We start from the raw sequence: 17,941 nt of genomic DNA, 5'->3' as shown, positions 1-17,941 counted from the left end.
ATTGTTCCCCTTGTTTTTCATCCATTAAGTAAGAGCGCTGTCCTGCTCCTGTTGATGCGCTCTATAGCCAGTCTCAACTGGCACTTTTACGCAATTCGAGGTCCATTCTCAGGGATTTCAAGGGGGGAAACTATTGTACTAAGGTACTAATTTGGCAAAAAACCGACAGAAAAAACGAATATTAAACTCAAAATAAACGGATTTAGCGATTATTACTCAAACTACTGACCACGTTGGTCATGTCTTATCGTTTATTGACCAGTTTCGGTCTGGTTTTACTTGTCGCGTGTTGGCTGGCCAGTTGGTTGAGCACGGTAGTGACCAATTTACGAGACAACCAGGCTTCACCGTCGTACATAACGCGAACAGCCCGGACGATAGCGTGACGCTGCTGATGCAGCATAAACCCTTTGCAGCTGAAGCCGGTCGCTTCCAGCCTGGCGTAGTCAGCTTCATGCTCAGTGATAATCAAGGTTTTGATATCCGGTGCACGCAGATAGGTGTGCATACAGAGTTCATCGGCTGATAACTGCCCGCCGACATCGGATACAATCAGGATATCAGGCCGAATGTCACAGACAGCCTTCAGCATAACATCTGTCTCAGCAGTGGCGATCACGTGCAGCGCAATGCCGGGCTGACTCTCCAGCAAGGCTTTTTCTTTAGCGGTGTCTTTACCGATGAGACAGACTTTTATCATGCGTAGGCTCTCAAAACATTGGTCAGCAAGCGCCACTGCTGCTCCCAGCCCGTCAACGGACTATGCCGATAACTGCTGCGCACATATTGCTGCATGTGACCTTCTATAATAATCAGGAGGAAGTTGGCGGTCTCATTAACCGGCCGACCACCGGCTTCGGTCAAGCTGAGTTCCCGCTCACGCAGTATTTGTCGGAACTGCGTTTCAAGCCTATCAAAAAACTGACTGACCCGCTGGCGAAGTCGTTCGGTTTCGCCCGTCAATGCCGCACCGACCAGCACGCTGGTAATGCCCGGATTTTTGGCACTGAAACCGAGAAGCAGTGTCATGATCTTTTCAATCCGCGACAAGGCGTTCTGATCTTCTTCCATAATCCGTCTGATCAAGCCAAATACCGTATCTTCAGCAAAGCCTATCAGTCCTTCAAACATTCTCGCCTTGCTGGGAAAGTGTCGATATAGCGCCGCTTCAGAGACACTCAAACTGGCTGCCAGTTTTGCAGTAGTAATGCGTTCACCGGGGTGTTGTTCAAGCTGACTGGCCAGGGCTTCCAGGATCTGCTGGCGACGAGAGCTTTTTGTTTCAGCTCGAGTCGGTTCTACATTGTCATTCATCGTGCGCCCCCGCGAATCAGGGTGCCAACCCCTTCATCAGTAAACAGTTCCAGCAATACCGCATGCTGTACCCGGCCATCAATGATATGCGCAGTGGTCACCCCTGCCTGAACCGCATCAAGGGCACAGCCGATTTTCGGCAACATACCACCATATATAACCCCATCATCAATTAACTCATTGACTTGTCTGGCATTCAAGCCGGTCAGCAATTTGCCGTCAGCATCCAGTAGTCCGGCCGTGTTTGTCAATAAAATGAGTTTTTCCGCCTGCAGCACTTCGGCAATTTTACCGGCGACCAAATCCGCATTGATGTTGTATGACTCACCATCACTACCAACCCCGATAGGGGCGATAACGGGAATAAAATCACTGTGTATCAGCATGTCGATCACACTGGTATCGATACTGGAGACTTTACCGACATGGCCCAGATCGATCATTTCAGGTGCTTTGACTGCAGGGTCGTCACTAGCTTGTGAGACATGGAGCTTCTCAGCATAAATCAGGCTACCGTCTTTACCCGTCAGTCCGACAGCACGACCACCATGACTGTTAATCAGGTTGACGATGCTTTTGTTGACCTGACCGCCCAATACCATTTCCACAATGTCCATGGTCTCGCTGTCGGTCACCCGCATGCCATTGATAAACTCACTCTGTTTGCCGACCCGTTGTAACAGATCTCCGATCTGCGGACCACCGCCATGAACGATAACCGGATTCAAACCAACCGCTTTCATCAACACCACATCTCGGGCAAAGCTGTTTTTAAGGTCCTCATCGACCATCGCGTTACCGCCGTACTTGATCACCAGCGTTTTGCCCGAAAAGCGCTGGATGTATGGCAGCGCCTCAGTCAGGACCTGAGCGATGTGGGTGGCACGTTGTGTATTCAGACTCATCTAAAATTCATACCATCAAAATTTAAATCGGGAGCGGGGAGAAATCTGCTGCAGCGTCTCCAGGAAAGACTGTTTTATCGCATCCAGTCTCTGCCTGCTCTGGGCTTCAAAACGCAAGGAAATCGCCGGCATTGTATTCGAGGCTCTCAATAAGCCCCAACCATCGGCAAAGTCGATGCGGACACCATCAATGGTGGTTACCGTTGCCTGATCAGCGTCGTACTCCTCGGCAAAGCGCGCAACAATAGCATGAACGTCTGTTTCAGTCATACGTACAATAATTTCCGGCGTCGACTGATATTCAGGGATGGCAGCAAAAACCTCAGCGCTGGCGCCTGTTGCAGATGACAGTAGCTCAACCAGTCGACAAGCCGCATACATCCCATCATCAAAACCATACCAGCGGTCTTTGAAGAAAAAGTGGCCTGTCATCTCGCCAGCCAGTATGGCACCGGTGCGCTGCATTTCCGCTTTGATCACTGAGTGTCCTGAGGCCACCATTTCTTCCTGGCCACCGGCCTCACGGACCACATCCGAAATCAACTTGCTGCATTTCACATCGAACAAAACCGTGGCGCCCGGCTGTCGGGCCAGCAAGTCCCGGGCGAACAGAGCAAGTAAGCGGTCCGGCCAGATTATTTTGCCCTCGTTGTCCACCACACCAAGCCGATCTGCATCACCATCAACAGCAATGCCCAGATCCGCCTTGTTGGATTTGACCATCTGCTGCAGGGCGACCAGATTCTCGGGCTGGCCCGGATCGGGATGATGATTAGGAAAACGGCCATCGACTTCGCAGAATAGCTCAATCACTTTGCAGCCAATGCCGCGCAACAACCGGGGCAAAAATTGACCCGCAATGCTGTTACCACAATCAACCACCACTGACAGTTGGCCCTGGGGTCTGATTTCCTCCTGAACTTTTTGCAGGTAGCTGTTGAAATACTCAACCTGTTGCAGCATCCCCTTACCAGTACTGAAACGTCCCTCTTTGATACGTTGATACACAGCCTGGATCTCATCGCCCAGCAGGGCTTTACCGTTAATGACCAGTTTCAGGCCGTTGAAATCTGTCGGGTTATGACTGCCGGTGATGATAACGCCAGAGCGCACGTCGCTGATGACATTGGCATAGTAGATTAACGGTGTCGGTACCTGACCGAGCTCATAAACATTACAGCCTGTACTGAGCACACCACGAATAAAGGCCTTGGTCAGGGGAGCACTGCTCAGCCTGGCGTCACAACCGACATTCAGATCAGCGATATTGCTCTCCACCAGCATGCTGCCAACAGCCCGGCCTAACTGGCGCATCACGGGGACGGTCAATTGCTCTCCCACCACACCACGGATGTCATATTTTCTGAAAATGGCCTGATGCGGTAACACATCATCAGCCCCGTCACTTTTGGCCGTGGCCGTATCCTGCGCATTCAGTTCGGCTGATAAAGTCTGTTCGGCCTGGGTTAGCTCGTCATCCGGCTGGTCTTCAATGAAATCCAGGGTTTGTGTTTCATCTTCAGGTTCAAGATTGTCAATATCAATCGTTTCAATGCTGCTATCAAAATCCACCAGTTCATCTTGTTGACGGGTTTCATATTCATCTGACTGCGTTTTGTTACGTGCTTCAAGGCTGGCCTGACGTGCGTCATCCGGAGAAATCTGGTCATATTCGATAACATCATCACGCAGCCGGGTTTCCGTCTCGTCTACATCAATGAGCCCATCGACTTCCGGCTCTGGCTCTGCATAAGCAGGGTTCGCACTGGCATACTCATCCTCAACAGATGCATGGCTTTCCGGCGAACTCTCCTCGCCGGGAGCCGTTTCTGCTGAAGCATCGGTATTTTCCTCAACTGTCAGGGTCGGTTCGGAATCGACTCTCACCGGCTGTTTATTTCTCTGGGGAATACCAATCTGATAAATCGTCTGGCTGATATAGCCGAGTTCAGTATTTATCACCGGGTAAAAGTTACGCATTTTCAGCTGCTGCAGGTCTGACAGTTGTTCTTCTAAAATCTCGCTGTCATGCCGGAGGGTCCTGTTATACCACCACTCTCTGATTAACCAGGCAATAGCGATGAGGAATAAGATGGAGAGCGGAAATGACCAGTTGTGTGAAGCATTCGCAGCACCAGTCCAGAGCCTGAACTGCCATTGACTGCCGGCGACTGACTGCACTTTATGCGGTGTTCCCTGCTTGAGGCTGACATCGCCGGATGATTTGAGCGCTTTCGCTGAATCCTGCCCTTGTACCATTTCCAGGTAGATGCCACTGACCGGGTTCTCTATCATTCCATCCAGCAAGACTTTTGGCTCAAAAGCAAGCATGAGTTTGAGAGGCTGAGGTCGGCTGGTTGAATTCAGCGCAGTGGCGAGCAGGATATGTGCTGGATCAGGCGCCTTATTGATTAACACCAAATCTGCGTTCGGATTCTCATCCAGACTGCGCATCACATCAAGTGAAACGTAGCTGAGTGGCATACAGTCCGACTCAGGCGTCAGTAACTCCTGCTCAAAAATACAGGCATGCTGAAGTCCGGGGACCAGTTGCTTGAGCTGTTGTTGCCACTCAGCAGGACTCAATCCTTCGCCGGAGAGCATTGCCCGGGTCGAGGGCGAGGCCACGATAGATTGAAGCCAGTCACGGTAAACACTGACCTGATGCGCCAGTCGACTTTGATTTGCCAGTAACAGCGACTCACCATACTGTCGAAGTTGTTTGTTTCTTGAGGTATCTTCAGCACTAATCTGGCTGACGAACAGCATGAACATTAAAACCAGGGTGACCAGTAACAGCATCACACTGAATGGTCGTGCCCGCAGCTTCATAGCGAGGCTCTCAAACTTTGTCATGCCATGCCCCCTTCTCCCTGAGACTGATTCTATTGTCTGCCCGTATGCCCGAAGCCACCACTGCCACGTTCGGAAGTGGTGAACTCATCGACTTGCTCAAAGCCAACCTGAACCACCGGTACAAAGACCATCTGAGCGACCCGCTCGCCAATACTGATCTCAAATGCGGTGTCGCCGCGGTTCCAGCAAGAAACAAATACCTGCCCCTGATAATCGCTGTCAATCAGACCGACCAGGTTACCGAGCACAATACCGTGTTTGTGGCCCAGTCCCGAGCGTGGCAGCAACATCGCAGCCAGGCTGGCATCATCAATATGAATCGCCAGTCCGGTAGGAATTAAGATTGTTTCGCCAGGATTAAGCGTCACGGGTTCATCCAGACAGGCACGCAAATCAAGCCCCGCGGAGCCGGTGGTCGCATAGTTAGGTAGTTCAATCGAATCGCCCAGTCGGGAATCAAGAATTTTGAGTTGAATTTTTTGCATCGAATTGTCTTATGATTAGAGTCATTAAATCCCTCGCCAACTGGGCCTTTGGCGCCTGTGGCAGAAGCGCTTCGCCATCAGGCCAGAAGACCTGTAGCGCGTTGTCATCGACCGCAAAGCCCTGTCCTTCACCGACCTGGTTGGCAGCGATCATATCCAGATTTTTACGCATCAGCTTATCACGGGCGTAGTCAGCCACGTGGCGGGTTTCTGCCGCAAAACCAACTACAAAAGTCTGCTGACTCATATCACTGGCCACGGCGGAGACGATATCGGTCGTCGGCTCCAGTTCGAGCAGGAGGCGATCATGGGTGGTTTTTTTGATTTTCTCAGTTTCCCGGCTTTGCGGGCGGAAGTCTGATACCGCAGCACAACTGATGAAAATATCGCTCCCGACAACGGCACGCATGACGGCCTCATGCATCTGATCCGCCGTTTCGACATCGACACGGCGAACACCACTGGGTGACGGCAAGTGTACCGGCCCGGCCACAAGCGTGACCTCTGCACCAGCCTCTTTAGCGGCCTGTGCCAGCGCAAACCCCATTTTGCCTGAGCTGCGGTTGCCGATAAACCGGACCGGGTCAATCGGCTCATAGGTTGGGCCAGCCGTAATCAGCACATGCCGTCCAACCAGCCCGCCCGGCACTACCAGCCGCTTCATCTCGGCCACGATATCCAGCGGTTCCAGCAAGCGGCCTTCGCCCTGTTCGCCACAAGCCTGGTCACCACTGGCAGGTCCGATGATCTGCACGCCGCGCTGCCGAAGCTGAGCGAGATTGTTCTGCGTCTGGGCATTTGCCCACATTTTATTATTCATCGCCGGTGCCACCGCAATGGGAGATTCGGTGGCAAGACAGAGCGCCGTCAGTAAGTCATCACCTCGTCCTTGAGCCAGTCTGGCAATGGTATCGGCACTGCCGGGGGCAATCAGCACCCAATCCGCCCAGCGGGCCAGCGCAATATGCCCCATGGCAGACTCCTGATCCGCATCCAGCAGTTCTATGGCGACCGGATGACCGCTCAGTGTCTGCAGGGTCAACGCTGTGATAAATTCAGTTGCCCCGCGGGTCATCACAACACGGATTTCAGCACCTTCATCACGAAGACGACGAATCAGATCTGCACTTTTATAAGCGGCTATACTGCCGCTGACAGCCAGCACGATGTGTTTGCCAGCCAGGGGGCTGAGATTCATGATTTTGCTTTTCCCATCGCCAATTGCTTCAGCGTCATATTGCCGATCACCTCTGCCTGGGCATCGCTGATGGATTTCAACAGTCCATTTACCCCGTCATCAGCAAGACTTTTCAGCGTGTAATTACCATTTTCCTCCGTGGTTCTGAGGCAATTTAAAATGGCAGCAACACGAATCAGATCGACATCCTGTGCCGGTACATAGCGGGTTTCATCGCCTGCCACTTCCACCAGCAGGCCGCCTTTTTCCATGGTTGTGAGTAAATCCTGAATCGCATTATTGGTCAGGCCGGTCTGTTCCTCGAGTTCCTGTACGGTCAGTGGCGGTTGATTTTTACAGAAACGCTTGGCGATCACCGTGATCAACCACAGCCCTTCTTTTTCCCGTAAACGCGGGCTCAGCACCAGCGGCTTGCCAGCCAGCTTCACCAGCTTGGGATGTTGCAGATAAAAGGCCACTTGAGAGCCTGTCAGCAGAATAAACCAGGCAAGGTAGAGCCAAATCATGAAAAAGAACAGGATCGCAAAACTGGAATATATCGCGGTGTAATTCGACGAAGAGGCCACAAACGAAGCAAACAGAGTACCAATTGAAATCCACAAGACCCCGGCCACAGTTGCGCCTATCAGGGCGGGTGTCAGCTTGACCTTGGTGTTGGGAATAAATTTATAAAGAAATGTAAAAGCCAGGATGATCATCACATAAGGCAGTAGCTTGGTACCGATCACTATCAAGGTGCCAAACGGCTCAATGCCGCGAAGCGACTGCACGACCTCATGGTTAAGCACCGTCGCCGCCACACCCAATGCTGAGAACACCAGCACGGGCCCAATCATGATGACACTCAGGTAATCGGTAAAGCGACGGGTGATCGAACGGGAGCGTTTAACCCGCCAGACGAAATTGAAGGCATTTTCGATTTTCTGCACCAGTGCGATGATCGTATAGAACAACATTGCCAGGCCCACCGAGCCCAACACACCGACTTTGATGTTTTGAACAAAGCCGATGATATTCGAGGTAATCTCCGGTCCCCGTTCCCCCAGGGGCTCAAGCAGCCCCAGCAAGACCGGTTCCATCTGATTGTGAACACCGAAAGCCTTGAGCACGGAAAAGGCAACGGCTATCAGTGGTACCAGTGAGAGCAACGTGGTGAAAACCAGACTCATGGCACGCAGATTCAGTTCACCCGCTGCCAGCTCACGGCCCATAATGTAGCTGACCCTGAGAAAATTAAGCCACAGCTTGTAGAGTGGGTTGGTCTCGGGCGGGATATCCTGCCACAAACCGGTTTTAAAGAAATACTTGAGCTGGATAAATTTGGCTTCCAGTTGTTTCTGGTAGTGTTGCATCATCAGTTCAGACCGGATTATCGATATCAATGAAATGATGACGGATATTGAAGCGCTGCGCCAGATCTTCGCCCAGTGCCTGTACGCCGTAACGTTCGGTAGCGTGATGCCCGGCAGCGATATAATGAATGCCCAGTTCGCGCGCCATATGCGTGGTCGGTTCGGAAATCTCGCCACTCAAAAATGCATCCAGCCCCAAATCCGCCGCCTGCTGCAAAAATCCCTGCGCGGCGCCGGTGCACCAGCCGATAGCACTGATCGGTCGCTCATGCCCTTTAATCACCAATGGTTCACGGCCTAATGTATGGCTTACATGGATGGCAAAATCAGTCAGTGACTGAGGTTCAGTAAGCACGCCGCAAAGCCCAATTGCCGGGTCGCCGGTACCGGAAATACGACCATCAATTTCCAATCCTAATCTGAGTGCCAGTTGCGCGTTGTTACCCAATGTCTGGTGCGCATCCAACGGCAGGTGGTAGGCAATCAGATTGATATCATTCTCTAATAAACGTTTGAGCCGGCGTTGCTTCATTCCCACAATTCGTGGGTCTTCACCGCGCCAGAAATAACCGTGATGCACCAGCACCGCATCAGCGCCTGCTTCTATCGCGGCGTCGATAAAAGCCTCGCTGGCGGTCACACCGGAAATCAGTGTCTGGATTTGGCTCTTACCCGCTACCTGCAGACCATTGGGGCAGTAATCCTTGAAGCGCCCCGGCTCCAGGGTCTCATCAATGTAGGCGAGAAGCTCTGTTCGGGTTATCATCCAATTAATTCCTGTCCTGTAATGCGTTGTCATTGATTGGCACATGATGACGCCAGCCTGCCCCTCCGCCACTGGCGTCCGGGGTATGGGACGCAGATCGTCCCCTGAACAGTCGCCACTATAGCAAAACGGAGACAAAAGCGATGGAAGCGGTCAATATTATCGCGCTCAGCATGGGTGCTGCCTGGGCCAGTGGCATTAACCTCTACGCCACCATCTTTATGCTGGGCTACATGGGGCTGACCGGCAATATCGTGTTACCGGATGAGTTGCAGGTACTCAGTGATCCCCTGGTGATGACGGCAGCAGGCTTTATGTACTGCGTGGAATTTTTTGCTGACAAAATGCCCGGTGTCGACACCGGCTGGGACAGTCTGCATACCTTTATCCGCATCCCGGCTGGCGCGATGCTTGCTGCCAGCGCTGTTGGCGATGTGACACCGGCGGTGGAACTCAGCGCTGCCCTGCTCGGCGGCACATTGGCTTCAGGCAGTCATGCCACCAAGGCGGGAAGTCGTCTGTTGATCAACACCTCGCCGGAGCCTGTAACTAACTGGGGCGCCTCGATTAGTGAAGACTTACTGGTGATTGCCGGTTTGTGGACAGCGCTGAATCATCCGGTGCTGTTTTTAATCGCCCTGGCTGTATTCATTATTCTGATGATTTGGCTGCTGCCAAGGTTGTGGCGCTTGATTAAAGCACTGTTCCGCCAAATTGGCAGCTGGCTGGGCCTGTGCGAACCGCCGTCGCCAAAGCCAACGGTATCAGCAGATAATCCGGCGCGGATTGAAAACAGCCCGGATAAGCATTTATGAGAGTTGATCTTTACGACGGTAAACCGTACTGAATGGGGTGCGTGTTAATTCAAAGGCATCGCTGTAACCGCTGATTGTCTCCGAAGCCCCCAGAAACAGGTACCCCCCCTTGTTCAAAGACAGCGCCATACGTTTAAGAATATCCTTCTTGCGCTCAGCGGAAAAATAAATCAGCACATTACGGCAGAAAATCACATCGAACTTACCCAGGGTTGAAAACCCCTGCAGCAGATTCTGTTCACGGAAGCTGACCCGGTTGCGAACTTCATCAATGACCCGCCAGCGCTCGTCGACCTTGGTAAAAAATTGCTGCCGGCGTGAGTCGGATAAGCCCCTGCCCAGCGCCACATTTTCATACTCGGCTTTTTTAGCCTGAACCAGCATAGAAGCGGAAATATCAGTGGCAATGATCTGACTGCCTGTCAATTTGGACCCCGGATTCTTGCGCAGGTACTCACTCAGTATCATGCTGATGGTGTAGGGTTCCTGACCCGATGAGCAGGCTGCAGACCATACCCGCAAAGCGCCATGAGCACGTTGGTCTAACTCTGGCAACACAATCTGCCCCAGTGTTTCGAAGGGCTGAACGTCACGAAACCATGACGTTTCATTGGTGGTCATGGCATCGATCACTGCATCACGCAAATGACGGGGCTGTCCTTTTTCAATCGCTGACATTAATGCCGTCAAGTTGACGATATTTTCTTCTCTCATCAAGCGGGTCAAGCGGCTGACAATCAGGTATTGTTTACCCTCACCCAGCAAAATACCGCAGGCCTGCTCCAGGAATTCCCGGAAGCGCTGATAATCAAAACTGCTGATTTCTTGGGTTTGCTGCATGTCGGCCTGGCAAAAAAGTCAGTGAATATATAGCAATTATCGGACAGAATGCTTAAACATTTACCTTAATATTAGATACATTGACGAACATATGAAAAAACAATCACATCACTCGAAAGTCAGAAATGTGCTGGTCACAGGCTGTTCCAGTGGTATCGGGCTGCGTGCCACCGATATGCTGCAGGCCCATGGTTTTAATGTCGTTGCTACCGTACGTAAGCCTGAAGACATGCAGATGCTGGAAAAGCGCAATGTCAAGGTCATTCTAATGGATTTGGCTGATGAAAACAGCATCAATCTGGGCTTTGAACAAGCACTGAGTTTACTGAACGGTCGACTGGATGGTCTTTTTAATAATGCGGCTTTCGGCCAACCCGGTGCCGTCGAGGACCTGAGTCGTCAGGCACTGCGTGAGCAATTTGAAACCAATGTCTTTGGCACCCAGCAATTGACGAACCTCGCTATCGCCCAGATGCGCAAGCAGGGATTTGGCCGGATTGTTTACAACAGTTCCGTACTCGGCTTTGTCTCCATGGCTTATCGTGGTGCCTACAATGCGAGCAAATATGCCATTGAAGGACTGGCGGATACGCTGCGCCTGGAACTCGCCGGGACCGATATTTTCGTTAGTCTGATCGAACCCGGCCCCATTACCAGCCGCTTCCGTGCCAATGCGTTTGCCCGCTATGAAAAGCATATTGATATCAACAACAGTGCGCACTTCGAAACCTACGAAGCCATGGAAGCCCGACTACAGAAAGAGGGCCCCGCAGCCCCTTTTACACTGCCGCCTGATGCGGTTGTAGCCAAATGCCTGCACGCTTTCGAATCTAAACGACCAAAGATTCGCTATTATGTGACTTTCCCCACCTATCTCTTTGCCACGCTCAAACGCTTACTGCCCCAGGCTGCGCTTGACTGGTTTTTGAGAAAAGTGTCTGATAACGAAAAACGCGGCTGACAGCACTTTTTTTCAAGTTTGTGATTGACCGAAGGCGGATAATGAAATAATGCGATCTATTTCGCGTAACAGTCTGCGGTGGTTTGCCGCGGTCAATATGTTTAGCAGCGTATTGGTCGCGGGCCTGGTGGCGCTGATCGTCTTTGCTTATCTTTTCCGCACCCAGGCCCTGCCCGACCATTCCAACCTATACAGCGCCATGATTTATTACGGTCTTGCCGCTGTAGTACTCATTATCCTGGCCCTGCTTTTCGCCGTTCGTCATTACCAGGCACTGTCAAAGCCGCTGAATAATCTTGACCAGATTACACAAGCCTTGCCGCTGCTCTCAGCCAAGAAATACGACGAAGCAAAGCAGATATTCCAGGCGACTGAAAATCACACCCGCTTATCAGAAATCGGCGAGCTTCTGACTGTCTCCACAGAACTTTCAAGCGTGCTGGAAAAACTGGACCAAAGTGTGGGCAAACGTTCAAAAATGCTGCACGCCGCTAATGAGCAGCTTCGCGGTGAACGCGACTTTGTCAAAAACTTACTGGATACAGCGCAGTTGATCATCTTCACTGTGGATGATGACTTCAAAATCACCATGTTTAATGACTTCGGCGAGAAATTGACTGGCTTTGCTGAAGCCGAGGTCATCGACTCTGATGTTGCCCGATTTTTCCCTGCCGGCAACTGGACCGAGGCCCAGACACTATTCCGGGAACTGGCTGCAGGTAACATGCAGATTGCTCAGCAGGAGTCGGAATTGATCGATAAGCAAGGTCACATCCGCAATATTTCCTGGTTACATTCCCGTATCGAAAATAACGTGAATCATGCCGTACTGATGTCGGTTGGTCTCGATATGACGGACAAAAAAGAAGCAGAAAAACGTATCGTCTGGATGGCGGAACACGACCCTCTGACGGACTTGTGTAACCGGCGTAAATTCATAGAAGAATTTGAAAAATCGTTGCGTACGGCAATGCGCTATACCCACAGCAACTCGCTGTTACTGCTCGATCTGGACCAGTTTAAGGATATCAACGATATCAGTGGTCACCGGGCCGGGGATGAGCTGCTCAAGCTGGTAGCGAAATGCCTCAAGCAAGTGGTCCGTTACACCGATCTGGTGGCGCGACTGGGCGGTGATGAGTTTGCGGTACTGATGCCGGAAACTGACGAACCGGGTGCGATTACCCTGGCAAATAAAATCCTGCAGCAACTTAATAAGATTCAACTGGAATACGGGACCGTCAAACACAAAGTCACCGGCAGTATCGGTGTGGTCGGTTTTCCACTGCATGATGCCACCATTCACGAGTTGATGGGGTTTGCCGATCTGGCCATGTACAAAGCCAAATCTGCCGGAAAAAACACTTATCACGTCTTTTCCGCAGATGATCAAACCCGGGAACAGTTGGAAACCCGGGTTTTCTGGAAACACAAAATCGAAGAGGCGCTGGAAAATAATCATTTTGTGCTGCATTACCAGCCGATTCTCAATATCGAACACAACACGATTCAGCACTATGAAGTCTTGATCAGAATGCGGGATCCGGGCAGCGGTGAGATGCGCATGCCGGGCAAGTTTATCGAGATTGCTGAGGAGGTCGGTCTGATTCAGAGCATCGACCAGTTTGTTATCCAGCACGCAATCAGCCAGCTCAGTAAACTCCATAAAGACGGCAAGGACGTCAAATTTGCCATCAACCTGTCGGGCTCGATGGTCGATGCGCCGGTCCTGCTGCCATTTCTTAAACGTGTCATCAAAAAATACGAAGTCGATCCAACGAAGCTGATTTTTGAGGTAACCGAAACTGCCGCGGTGTCCAATCTACAACAGGCGAAGCTGATGATGACCGCCATCAAAGCACTGGGCTGCCAGTTCTCGCTGGATGACTTCGGGGTGGGGTTTGCCTCATTCAGTTATATGCGCCAGTTGCCTATCGATATCATCAAAATCGATGGCATCTTTATTAAAGATTTGGATAAAAATGCGGATGATCAGTTGTTTGTTAAGGCACTGATTGATGTTGCCAAAGGCCTGGGGCGTAAGACCATCGCTGAGTTTGTTGAAAACAGGGACATACTGACGCTGCTGCGCCAATATGGTGTCGATTATGCACAGGGCTACCATATCGGTCGTCCTGAAGGTCGTATTTTGCCTGACGTTGAATGGCAACCCATGGAAGAAGAAGCGCGTATTACCATTGTTGATGAGCCGGATAACAACGACGCGTCATAATCGTGCATCAACAGTGATGCAACACATCAAATTGGTGCAATGGGGCGCTCACCCAAAACCTCAAAACACAACAAAGCATTGTTTTTATTAATTTTTTAAATTTGGCATAGTATATGCCCATTATCAACGAGCAGCGTTTCTGATTGCGTTTCTTATTGATGATGGGAGTTTCTGATGTCTTATGTAAAACCCAATGAGTTTGTCAAAACCATGGTGGATGCGGGTGAGTCCAAATTGTTCATGCACCCGCGGGATGTATTAATCCGCGCCTTTATGGCCGGCGCGATTCTGGCGATTGCCGTTGCCCTGGCGGTCACTGCCGCGGTGCAGACCGGTTACCCGATAGTCGGGGCCCTGATTTTCCCGGTGGGCTTTTGTATCCTGAATCTGCTTGGTTTTGATCTGTTAACCGGGGTCTTTGCACTGGTCCCACTGGCGCTGTTTGATAAACGTCCCGGTGCCACCATGTCCGGTATGTTCAAGAACTGGGGCCTGGTCGCCCTGGGTAATCTGTTAGGGGCCCTGTTCTCCGCGACCTTGATTGCTATTTCCTTTACCTATGCCTTCACTGCAGAGCCGACGGCCGTGGGTAAGGCCTTTGCCGGTGCCGCTGAAGCACGCACGCTGGGATTTGCCGAATATGGTGCGGCCGGCTGGTTCACCGTATTTGTCAAAGGCATTCTGTGTAACTGGATGGTCTCCATCGGTGTCGTCGGTGCCATGTATTCGAAAACAGTCGGCGGCAAGGTTATCGCTATGTGGATGCCGATTCTCATCTTCTTCGGCCTGGTATTCGAACATGCTGTGGTCAATATGTATCTGTTCCCGCTGGGCATGATGATGGGTGCACCGATCACTGTCGGTGACTGGTTGTTCTGGAATGAGATTCCGGTCATTCTCGGCAACCTCGTTGGGGGTCTGCTACTGACTGGCAGCGTACTGTATGCCACTCACCTGAGACCGGGCCAGTTACGTAAACCGGCTGTAAAAACTGATTCTGCTGACGCAGTGAAAGCCTAAACCGTTCACCTTCTCTGCCGGCGCTGACTCAGCGCCGGCTTCTCTCGCTAATTAGGAGTCAACATGGATAAAGTCGCCATGACCGAGGCCATTATTGTGGCCAAGAAAAGTAAAAACCTGAGCTGGGAACAAATCGGTGAAGCCATTGGCATGTCCCCGGTCTGGACCACCTCAGCCTGCCTGGGTATGAACAGCATGCCGGAAGATAAAGCCACCGCGCTGTGCCAGTTTATGGAGTTGCCAGCGGAAGTCAGTCAGGCCTTACAGGATTACCCGACCAAGGTCTGGGATCAGGCTGTGCCGACTGATCCCCTGATTTATCGCCTGTATGAAATTGTCGGCGTTTATGGTCCGACTCTGAAAGAAGTGATTCAGGAAAAATTCGGCGACGGCATTATGAGCGCGATTGATTTTAATATGTCGGTTGAGCGTAAGGCCGATCCCAAAGGCGATCGCGTCGTTCTCACTATGGATGGCAAATTCCTGCCCTATAAGGCCTGGTAAAAAAAGGGCGCTCAGAACTCGGCTGAGCGCCCCTGTGTAACCGGTACTGCCCCGCAAAAGCGGGGCTTTTTTAGTGCAGTACCAATTCCTTAAACACCAATTTGTCGCCTTCCACATCAACGTTGACGGTATCACCAGCCTTGAACTTGGCTGACAACAGATCCTGTGCCAGCGGGTTTTCAATCTCGTGCTGAATCACCCGTTTCAAGGGCCGTGCCCCGTATACCGGGTCAAAGCCTTCTGCGGCAATCAAGTCCAGAGCTTCTTCACTCAACTGCAGCTTGATGTCCCGCTCGCCCAGACGGGCCCGCAGATGGGCCAGTTGAATATCGGCAATCGCCCGGATCTGATCCTGCTGCAGCGGATGGAATACCACCACATCATCAACCCGGTTGATAAACTCAGGACGGAAATGCTGACCAACGATCTCCATCACCGCTGACTTCATTTCTTCATAATGCTCCTCACCGGCCATTTCCTGAATCACGCTGGAACCCAGGTTGGAAGTCATCACAATCACCGTGTTACGGAAATCCACGGTTCGGCCCTGACCATCAGTCAGACGACCGTCATCCAGCACCTGAAGCAAAACGTTAAAGACATCCGGATGCGCTTTTTCTACCTCATCCAGCAGAATCACCGAGTAGGGTTTGCGGCGCACGGCTTCGGTCAGATACCCCCCTTCCTCATAGCCTACGTACCCCGGCGGAGCCCCAACCAGACGGGCGACCGAGTGTTTCTCCATAAATTCGGACATATCAATCCGGATCATCGACTCTTCGGTATCAAACAGAAAAGTCGCCAAAGCTTTACACAGCTCGGTTTTACCGACACCGGTCGGTCCCAGGAACAGGAAGGAACCGTTAGGCCGGTTGGGGTCGGATAAGCCGGCACGACTACGGCGAATCGCATTAGCGACCGAACTGACCGCTTCATCCTGGCCGATAACCCGCAGGTGCAGAGCCTCGTCCATTTTCAACAGTTTTTCCCGCTCACCTTCCAGCATTTTAGAGACTGGAATACCGGTCCATTTGGACACGACTTCAGCAATCTCCTCCTCACCGACTTTGTTACGCAGCAGGGTAAACTCCTGCATTTCGGCTTCGGTGGCGATATCGAGCTGCTTTTCCAGCTCCGGAATACGGCCATACTGTAATTTCGCCATTTTCTCGTAGTCGGCATTGCGATTGGCAGACTCCAGTTCCTGACGGGCTTTTTCCAGCTCTTCCTTCACATGCTGACTGCCATGCAACGCAGCTTTTTCCGACTTCCAGACTTCTTCCAGGTCGGTATATTCGCGGGCCAGCTTTTTCATCTCGCTTTCCAGCGTGTCCAGTCGTTTTTTCGACGCGTCATCACTCTCTTTCTGCAATGCCACCCGTTCAATCTTGAGCTGAATCAAGCGACGTTCCAGTCGATCCAATGATTCCGGCTTGGAGTCAATTTCCATACGGATGCGGCTGGCCGCTTCATCAATCAGATCGATGGCTTTATCCGGCAGTTTGCGGTCGGTAATGTAGCGATTGGACAGCGTGGCCGCCGCCACAATCGCCGGGTCGGTAATATCGACCCCATGGTGGAGTTCATAGCGTTCACTCAGGCCGCGCAGAATACCAATGGTGGATTCAACGGTCGGTTCACCCACCATGACTTTCTGGAATCGACGTTCCAGTGCCGCATCTTTTTCCACATACTGACGGTATTCATCCAGCGTGGTGGCGCCGATACAGTGCAGTTCACCGCGAGCCAGCGCGGGTTTGAGCATATTGCCGGCATCCATCGCACCTTCGGCTTTACCGGCACCGACCATGGTGTGAATCTCATCAATAAACAGAATAATCTGACCTTCCTGTTTCGACAGGTCATTGAGCACCGCTTTCAGACGCTCCTCAAATTCACCGCGGAATTTGGCGCCGGCAATCAATGAGCCCATATCCAGCACCAGTACCCGTTTATGCTTCATGCCGTCCGGCACTTCACCATTGACGATACGCTGTGCCAGACCTTCCACAATCGCGGTTTTACCGACACCGGGCTCACCGATCAGCACAGGATTGTTTTTGGTCCGGCGCTGTAACACCTGAATGGTGCGGCGGATTTCATCATCACGGCCGATGACCGGATCCAGTTTGCCTTCTTCAGCGCGGGCAGTCAGATCAATAGTAAATTTCTCCAGCGCCTGGCGCTGTTCTTCGGCATTCGGATCAGTCACGCGTTCTCCCCCACGCATTTTATCGATAGCAGCTTCAAGGTTGGCCTTGGTGGCGCCATGTTCACGCAGCAGTTCTCCCGCTTTGTTTTTATCGTCCACCAGCGCCAGCAAAAGCAGCTCACTGGAAATATATTGGTCATTACGTTTTTGTGCCAGCTTATCCGTCTGGTTCAGCAAACGACTGACATCCTGCGAGACGTGTATATCACCGCCAGCCCCCTCTACGGTTGGCATCCGCGACAGTTGCTGTTCCAGTTCCGCCTGATAGGCGGGCACATTAACCCCGCTTTGCTGCAAAATCGGTTTCACGCTGCCATTCTGCTGTTGTAGCAAGGCCAGCATCAGATGTACCGGTTCAATAAATTGATGATCGCGACCGACGGCCATACTCTGTGCCGCTGCCAGCGCTTCCTGGAATTTGCTGGTTAATTTATCGATCTGCATGAACAATTTCCCTTCAAAAAGTGTGTTATCTGGGAA

At 51.8% G+C, this 17,941-nt stretch carries 15 protein-coding genes; 5 read left to right on the top strand and 10 right to left on the bottom strand.

Translation table 11 applies throughout. From position 1 onward, the window contains the following. Nucleotides 1-244: 244 nt before the first annotated feature. The 8 genes from OMQ46_RS15060 to OMQ46_RS15025 are packed head-to-tail and all read right to left on the bottom strand — an operon-like array spanning nt 245 to nt 8,876. Nucleotides 245-700, bottom strand: coding sequence for a hypothetical protein (locus OMQ46_RS15060; protein WP_266238231.1), 456 nt, complete (start codon nt 698-700; stop codon nt 245-247). Further along, the gene (slmA, locus tag OMQ46_RS15055; RefSeq protein WP_266238229.1) at nt 697-1,314 is read right to left on the bottom strand and encodes a nucleoid occlusion factor SlmA; all 618 of its coding nucleotides are present in this window, start codon (nt 1,312-1,314) and stop codon (nt 697-699) included. The genes OMQ46_RS15060 and slmA overlap by 4 nt, the downstream gene beginning before the upstream one ends. After that, entirely contained in the window at nt 1,311-2,219 is a 909-nt protein-coding gene (argB, locus tag OMQ46_RS15050) for an acetylglutamate kinase (RefSeq protein WP_266238228.1), read from the bottom strand. The genes slmA and argB overlap by 4 nt, the downstream gene beginning before the upstream one ends. A gap of 15 nt (nt 2,220-2,234) precedes the next feature. Then, entirely contained in the window at nt 2,235-5,075 is a 2,841-nt protein-coding gene (locus OMQ46_RS15045) for a phosphomannomutase/phosphoglucomutase (RefSeq protein WP_266238227.1), read from the bottom strand. Between the two features lie 29 nt (nt 5,076-5,104). Next, nucleotides 5,105-5,560 (bottom strand): dUTP diphosphatase, encoded by a 456-nt coding sequence (dut, locus tag OMQ46_RS15040; RefSeq protein WP_266238226.1) that lies wholly within the window; start codon nt 5,558-5,560, stop codon nt 5,105-5,107. Beyond that, nucleotides 5,532-6,758, bottom strand: coding sequence for a bifunctional phosphopantothenoylcysteine decarboxylase/phosphopantothenate--cysteine ligase CoaBC (gene coaBC / locus OMQ46_RS15035; RefSeq protein ID WP_266238225.1), 1,227 nt, complete (start codon nt 6,756-6,758; stop codon nt 5,532-5,534). Before coaBC ends, dut begins: the two co-directional genes overlap by 29 nt. Continuing rightward, entirely contained in the window at nt 6,755-8,113 is a 1,359-nt protein-coding gene (locus tag OMQ46_RS15030) for a YhjD/YihY/BrkB family envelope integrity protein (protein ID WP_266238224.1), read from the bottom strand. Before OMQ46_RS15030 ends, coaBC begins: the two co-directional genes overlap by 4 nt. 4 nt (nt 8,114-8,117) lie before the next feature. After that, nucleotides 8,118-8,876: a Nif3-like dinuclear metal center hexameric protein gene (locus OMQ46_RS15025; RefSeq protein ID WP_266238223.1), complete on the bottom strand. Its 759-nt coding sequence runs from the start codon at nt 8,874-8,876 to the stop codon at nt 8,118-8,120. A gap of 143 nt (nt 8,877-9,019) precedes the next feature. Between OMQ46_RS15025 and OMQ46_RS15020 the strand changes: the two genes are divergently transcribed. Beyond that, nucleotides 9,020-9,691, top strand: a complete 672-nt coding sequence (locus tag OMQ46_RS15020) for a DUF4126 domain-containing protein (protein ID WP_266238222.1) — start codon at nt 9,020-9,022, stop codon at nt 9,689-9,691. Here the strand turns inward: OMQ46_RS15020 and OMQ46_RS15015 are convergent. Beyond that, on the bottom strand, nt 9,686-10,531 hold the full coding sequence (locus tag OMQ46_RS15015) for a CheR family methyltransferase (protein ID WP_266238221.1): 846 nt from the start codon (nt 10,529-10,531) through the stop codon (nt 9,686-9,688). The genes OMQ46_RS15020 and OMQ46_RS15015 overlap by 6 nt on opposite strands. Before the next feature lie 91 nt (nt 10,532-10,622). Here OMQ46_RS15015 and OMQ46_RS15010 point away from each other — a divergent pair, with 91 nt between their 5' ends. The 4 genes from OMQ46_RS15010 (at nt 10,623) to cynS (ending at nt 15,249) form a co-directional block, all read left to right on the top strand. Continuing rightward, the gene (locus OMQ46_RS15010) at nt 10,623-11,492 is read left to right on the top strand and encodes an SDR family NAD(P)-dependent oxidoreductase (protein WP_266238220.1); all 870 of its coding nucleotides are present in this window, start codon (nt 10,623-10,625) and stop codon (nt 11,490-11,492) included. A gap of 49 nt (nt 11,493-11,541) precedes the next feature. Continuing rightward, complete coding sequence (locus tag OMQ46_RS15005; RefSeq protein WP_266238219.1) at nt 11,542-13,725, top strand: putative bifunctional diguanylate cyclase/phosphodiesterase; 2,184 nt, start codon at nt 11,542-11,544, stop codon at nt 13,723-13,725. A 174-nt stretch (nt 13,726-13,899) separates the two neighbouring features. Further along, on the top strand, nt 13,900-14,745 hold the full coding sequence (locus tag OMQ46_RS15000) for a formate/nitrite transporter family protein (RefSeq protein WP_266238218.1): 846 nt from the start codon (nt 13,900-13,902) through the stop codon (nt 14,743-14,745). 63 nt (nt 14,746-14,808) lie between these two features. Continuing rightward, nucleotides 14,809-15,249, top strand: coding sequence for a cyanase (gene cynS, locus OMQ46_RS14995; RefSeq protein ID WP_266238217.1), 441 nt, complete (start codon nt 14,809-14,811; stop codon nt 15,247-15,249). A gap of 70 nt (nt 15,250-15,319) precedes the next feature. Here cynS and clpB read toward each other — a convergent pair whose 3' ends face one another. Then, nucleotides 15,320-17,905 carry an ATP-dependent chaperone ClpB gene (gene clpB / locus OMQ46_RS14990; RefSeq protein ID WP_266238216.1) on the bottom strand — a complete coding sequence of 862 codons (2,586 nt, stop codon included), beginning with the start codon at nt 17,903-17,905 and terminating at the stop codon, nt 15,320-15,322. Nucleotides 17,906-17,941: the final 36 nt, after the last annotated feature.

This window comes from Methylophaga sp. OBS1, assembly GCF_026319365.1.
Note: the sequence above shows the minus strand (reverse complement) of the source record. Positions and strands in the feature narration are given on the sequence as shown.

Excerpts from the sequence above, each read along its gene's own strand:
- cynS (WP_266238217.1), top strand. The coding sequence starts at position 14,809 with ATGGATAAAGTCGCCATGACCGAGGCCATTATTGTGGCCAAGAAAAGT.
- OMQ46_RS15045 (WP_266238227.1), bottom strand. The coding sequence starts at position 5,075 with ATGACAAAGTTTGAGAGCCTCGCTATGAAGCTGCGGGCACGACCATTC.
- OMQ46_RS15005 (WP_266238219.1), top strand. The coding sequence starts at position 11,542 with ATGCGATCTATTTCGCGTAACAGTCTGCGGTGGTTTGCCGCGGTCAAT.
- OMQ46_RS15030 (WP_266238224.1), bottom strand. The coding sequence starts at position 8,113 with ATGATGCAACACTACCAGAAACAACTGGAAGCCAAATTTATCCAGCTC.
- OMQ46_RS15020 (WP_266238222.1), top strand. The coding sequence starts at position 9,020 with ATGGAAGCGGTCAATATTATCGCGCTCAGCATGGGTGCTGCCTGGGCC.
- coaBC (WP_266238225.1), bottom strand. The coding sequence starts at position 6,758 with ATGAATCTCAGCCCCCTGGCTGGCAAACACATCGTGCTGGCTGTCAGC.
- OMQ46_RS15015 (WP_266238221.1), bottom strand. The coding sequence starts at position 10,531 with ATGCAGCAAACCCAAGAAATCAGCAGTTTTGATTATCAGCGCTTCCGG.
- argB (WP_266238228.1), bottom strand. The coding sequence starts at position 2,219 with ATGAGTCTGAATACACAACGTGCCACCCACATCGCTCAGGTCCTGACT.
- OMQ46_RS15010 (WP_266238220.1), top strand. The coding sequence starts at position 10,623 with ATGAAAAAACAATCACATCACTCGAAAGTCAGAAATGTGCTGGTCACA.
- OMQ46_RS15000 (WP_266238218.1), top strand. The coding sequence starts at position 13,900 with ATGTCTTATGTAAAACCCAATGAGTTTGTCAAAACCATGGTGGATGCG.
- clpB (WP_266238216.1), bottom strand. The coding sequence starts at position 17,905 with ATGCAGATCGATAAATTAACCAGCAAATTCCAGGAAGCGCTGGCAGCG.
- OMQ46_RS15060 (WP_266238231.1), bottom strand. The coding sequence starts at position 700 with ATGATAAAAGTCTGTCTCATCGGTAAAGACACCGCTAAAGAAAAAGCC.
- slmA (WP_266238229.1), bottom strand. The coding sequence starts at position 1,314 with ATGAATGACAATGTAGAACCGACTCGAGCTGAAACAAAAAGCTCTCGT.
- dut (WP_266238226.1), bottom strand. The coding sequence starts at position 5,560 with ATGCAAAAAATTCAACTCAAAATTCTTGATTCCCGACTGGGCGATTCG.
- OMQ46_RS15025 (WP_266238223.1), bottom strand. The coding sequence starts at position 8,876 with ATGATAACCCGAACAGAGCTTCTCGCCTACATTGATGAGACCCTGGAG.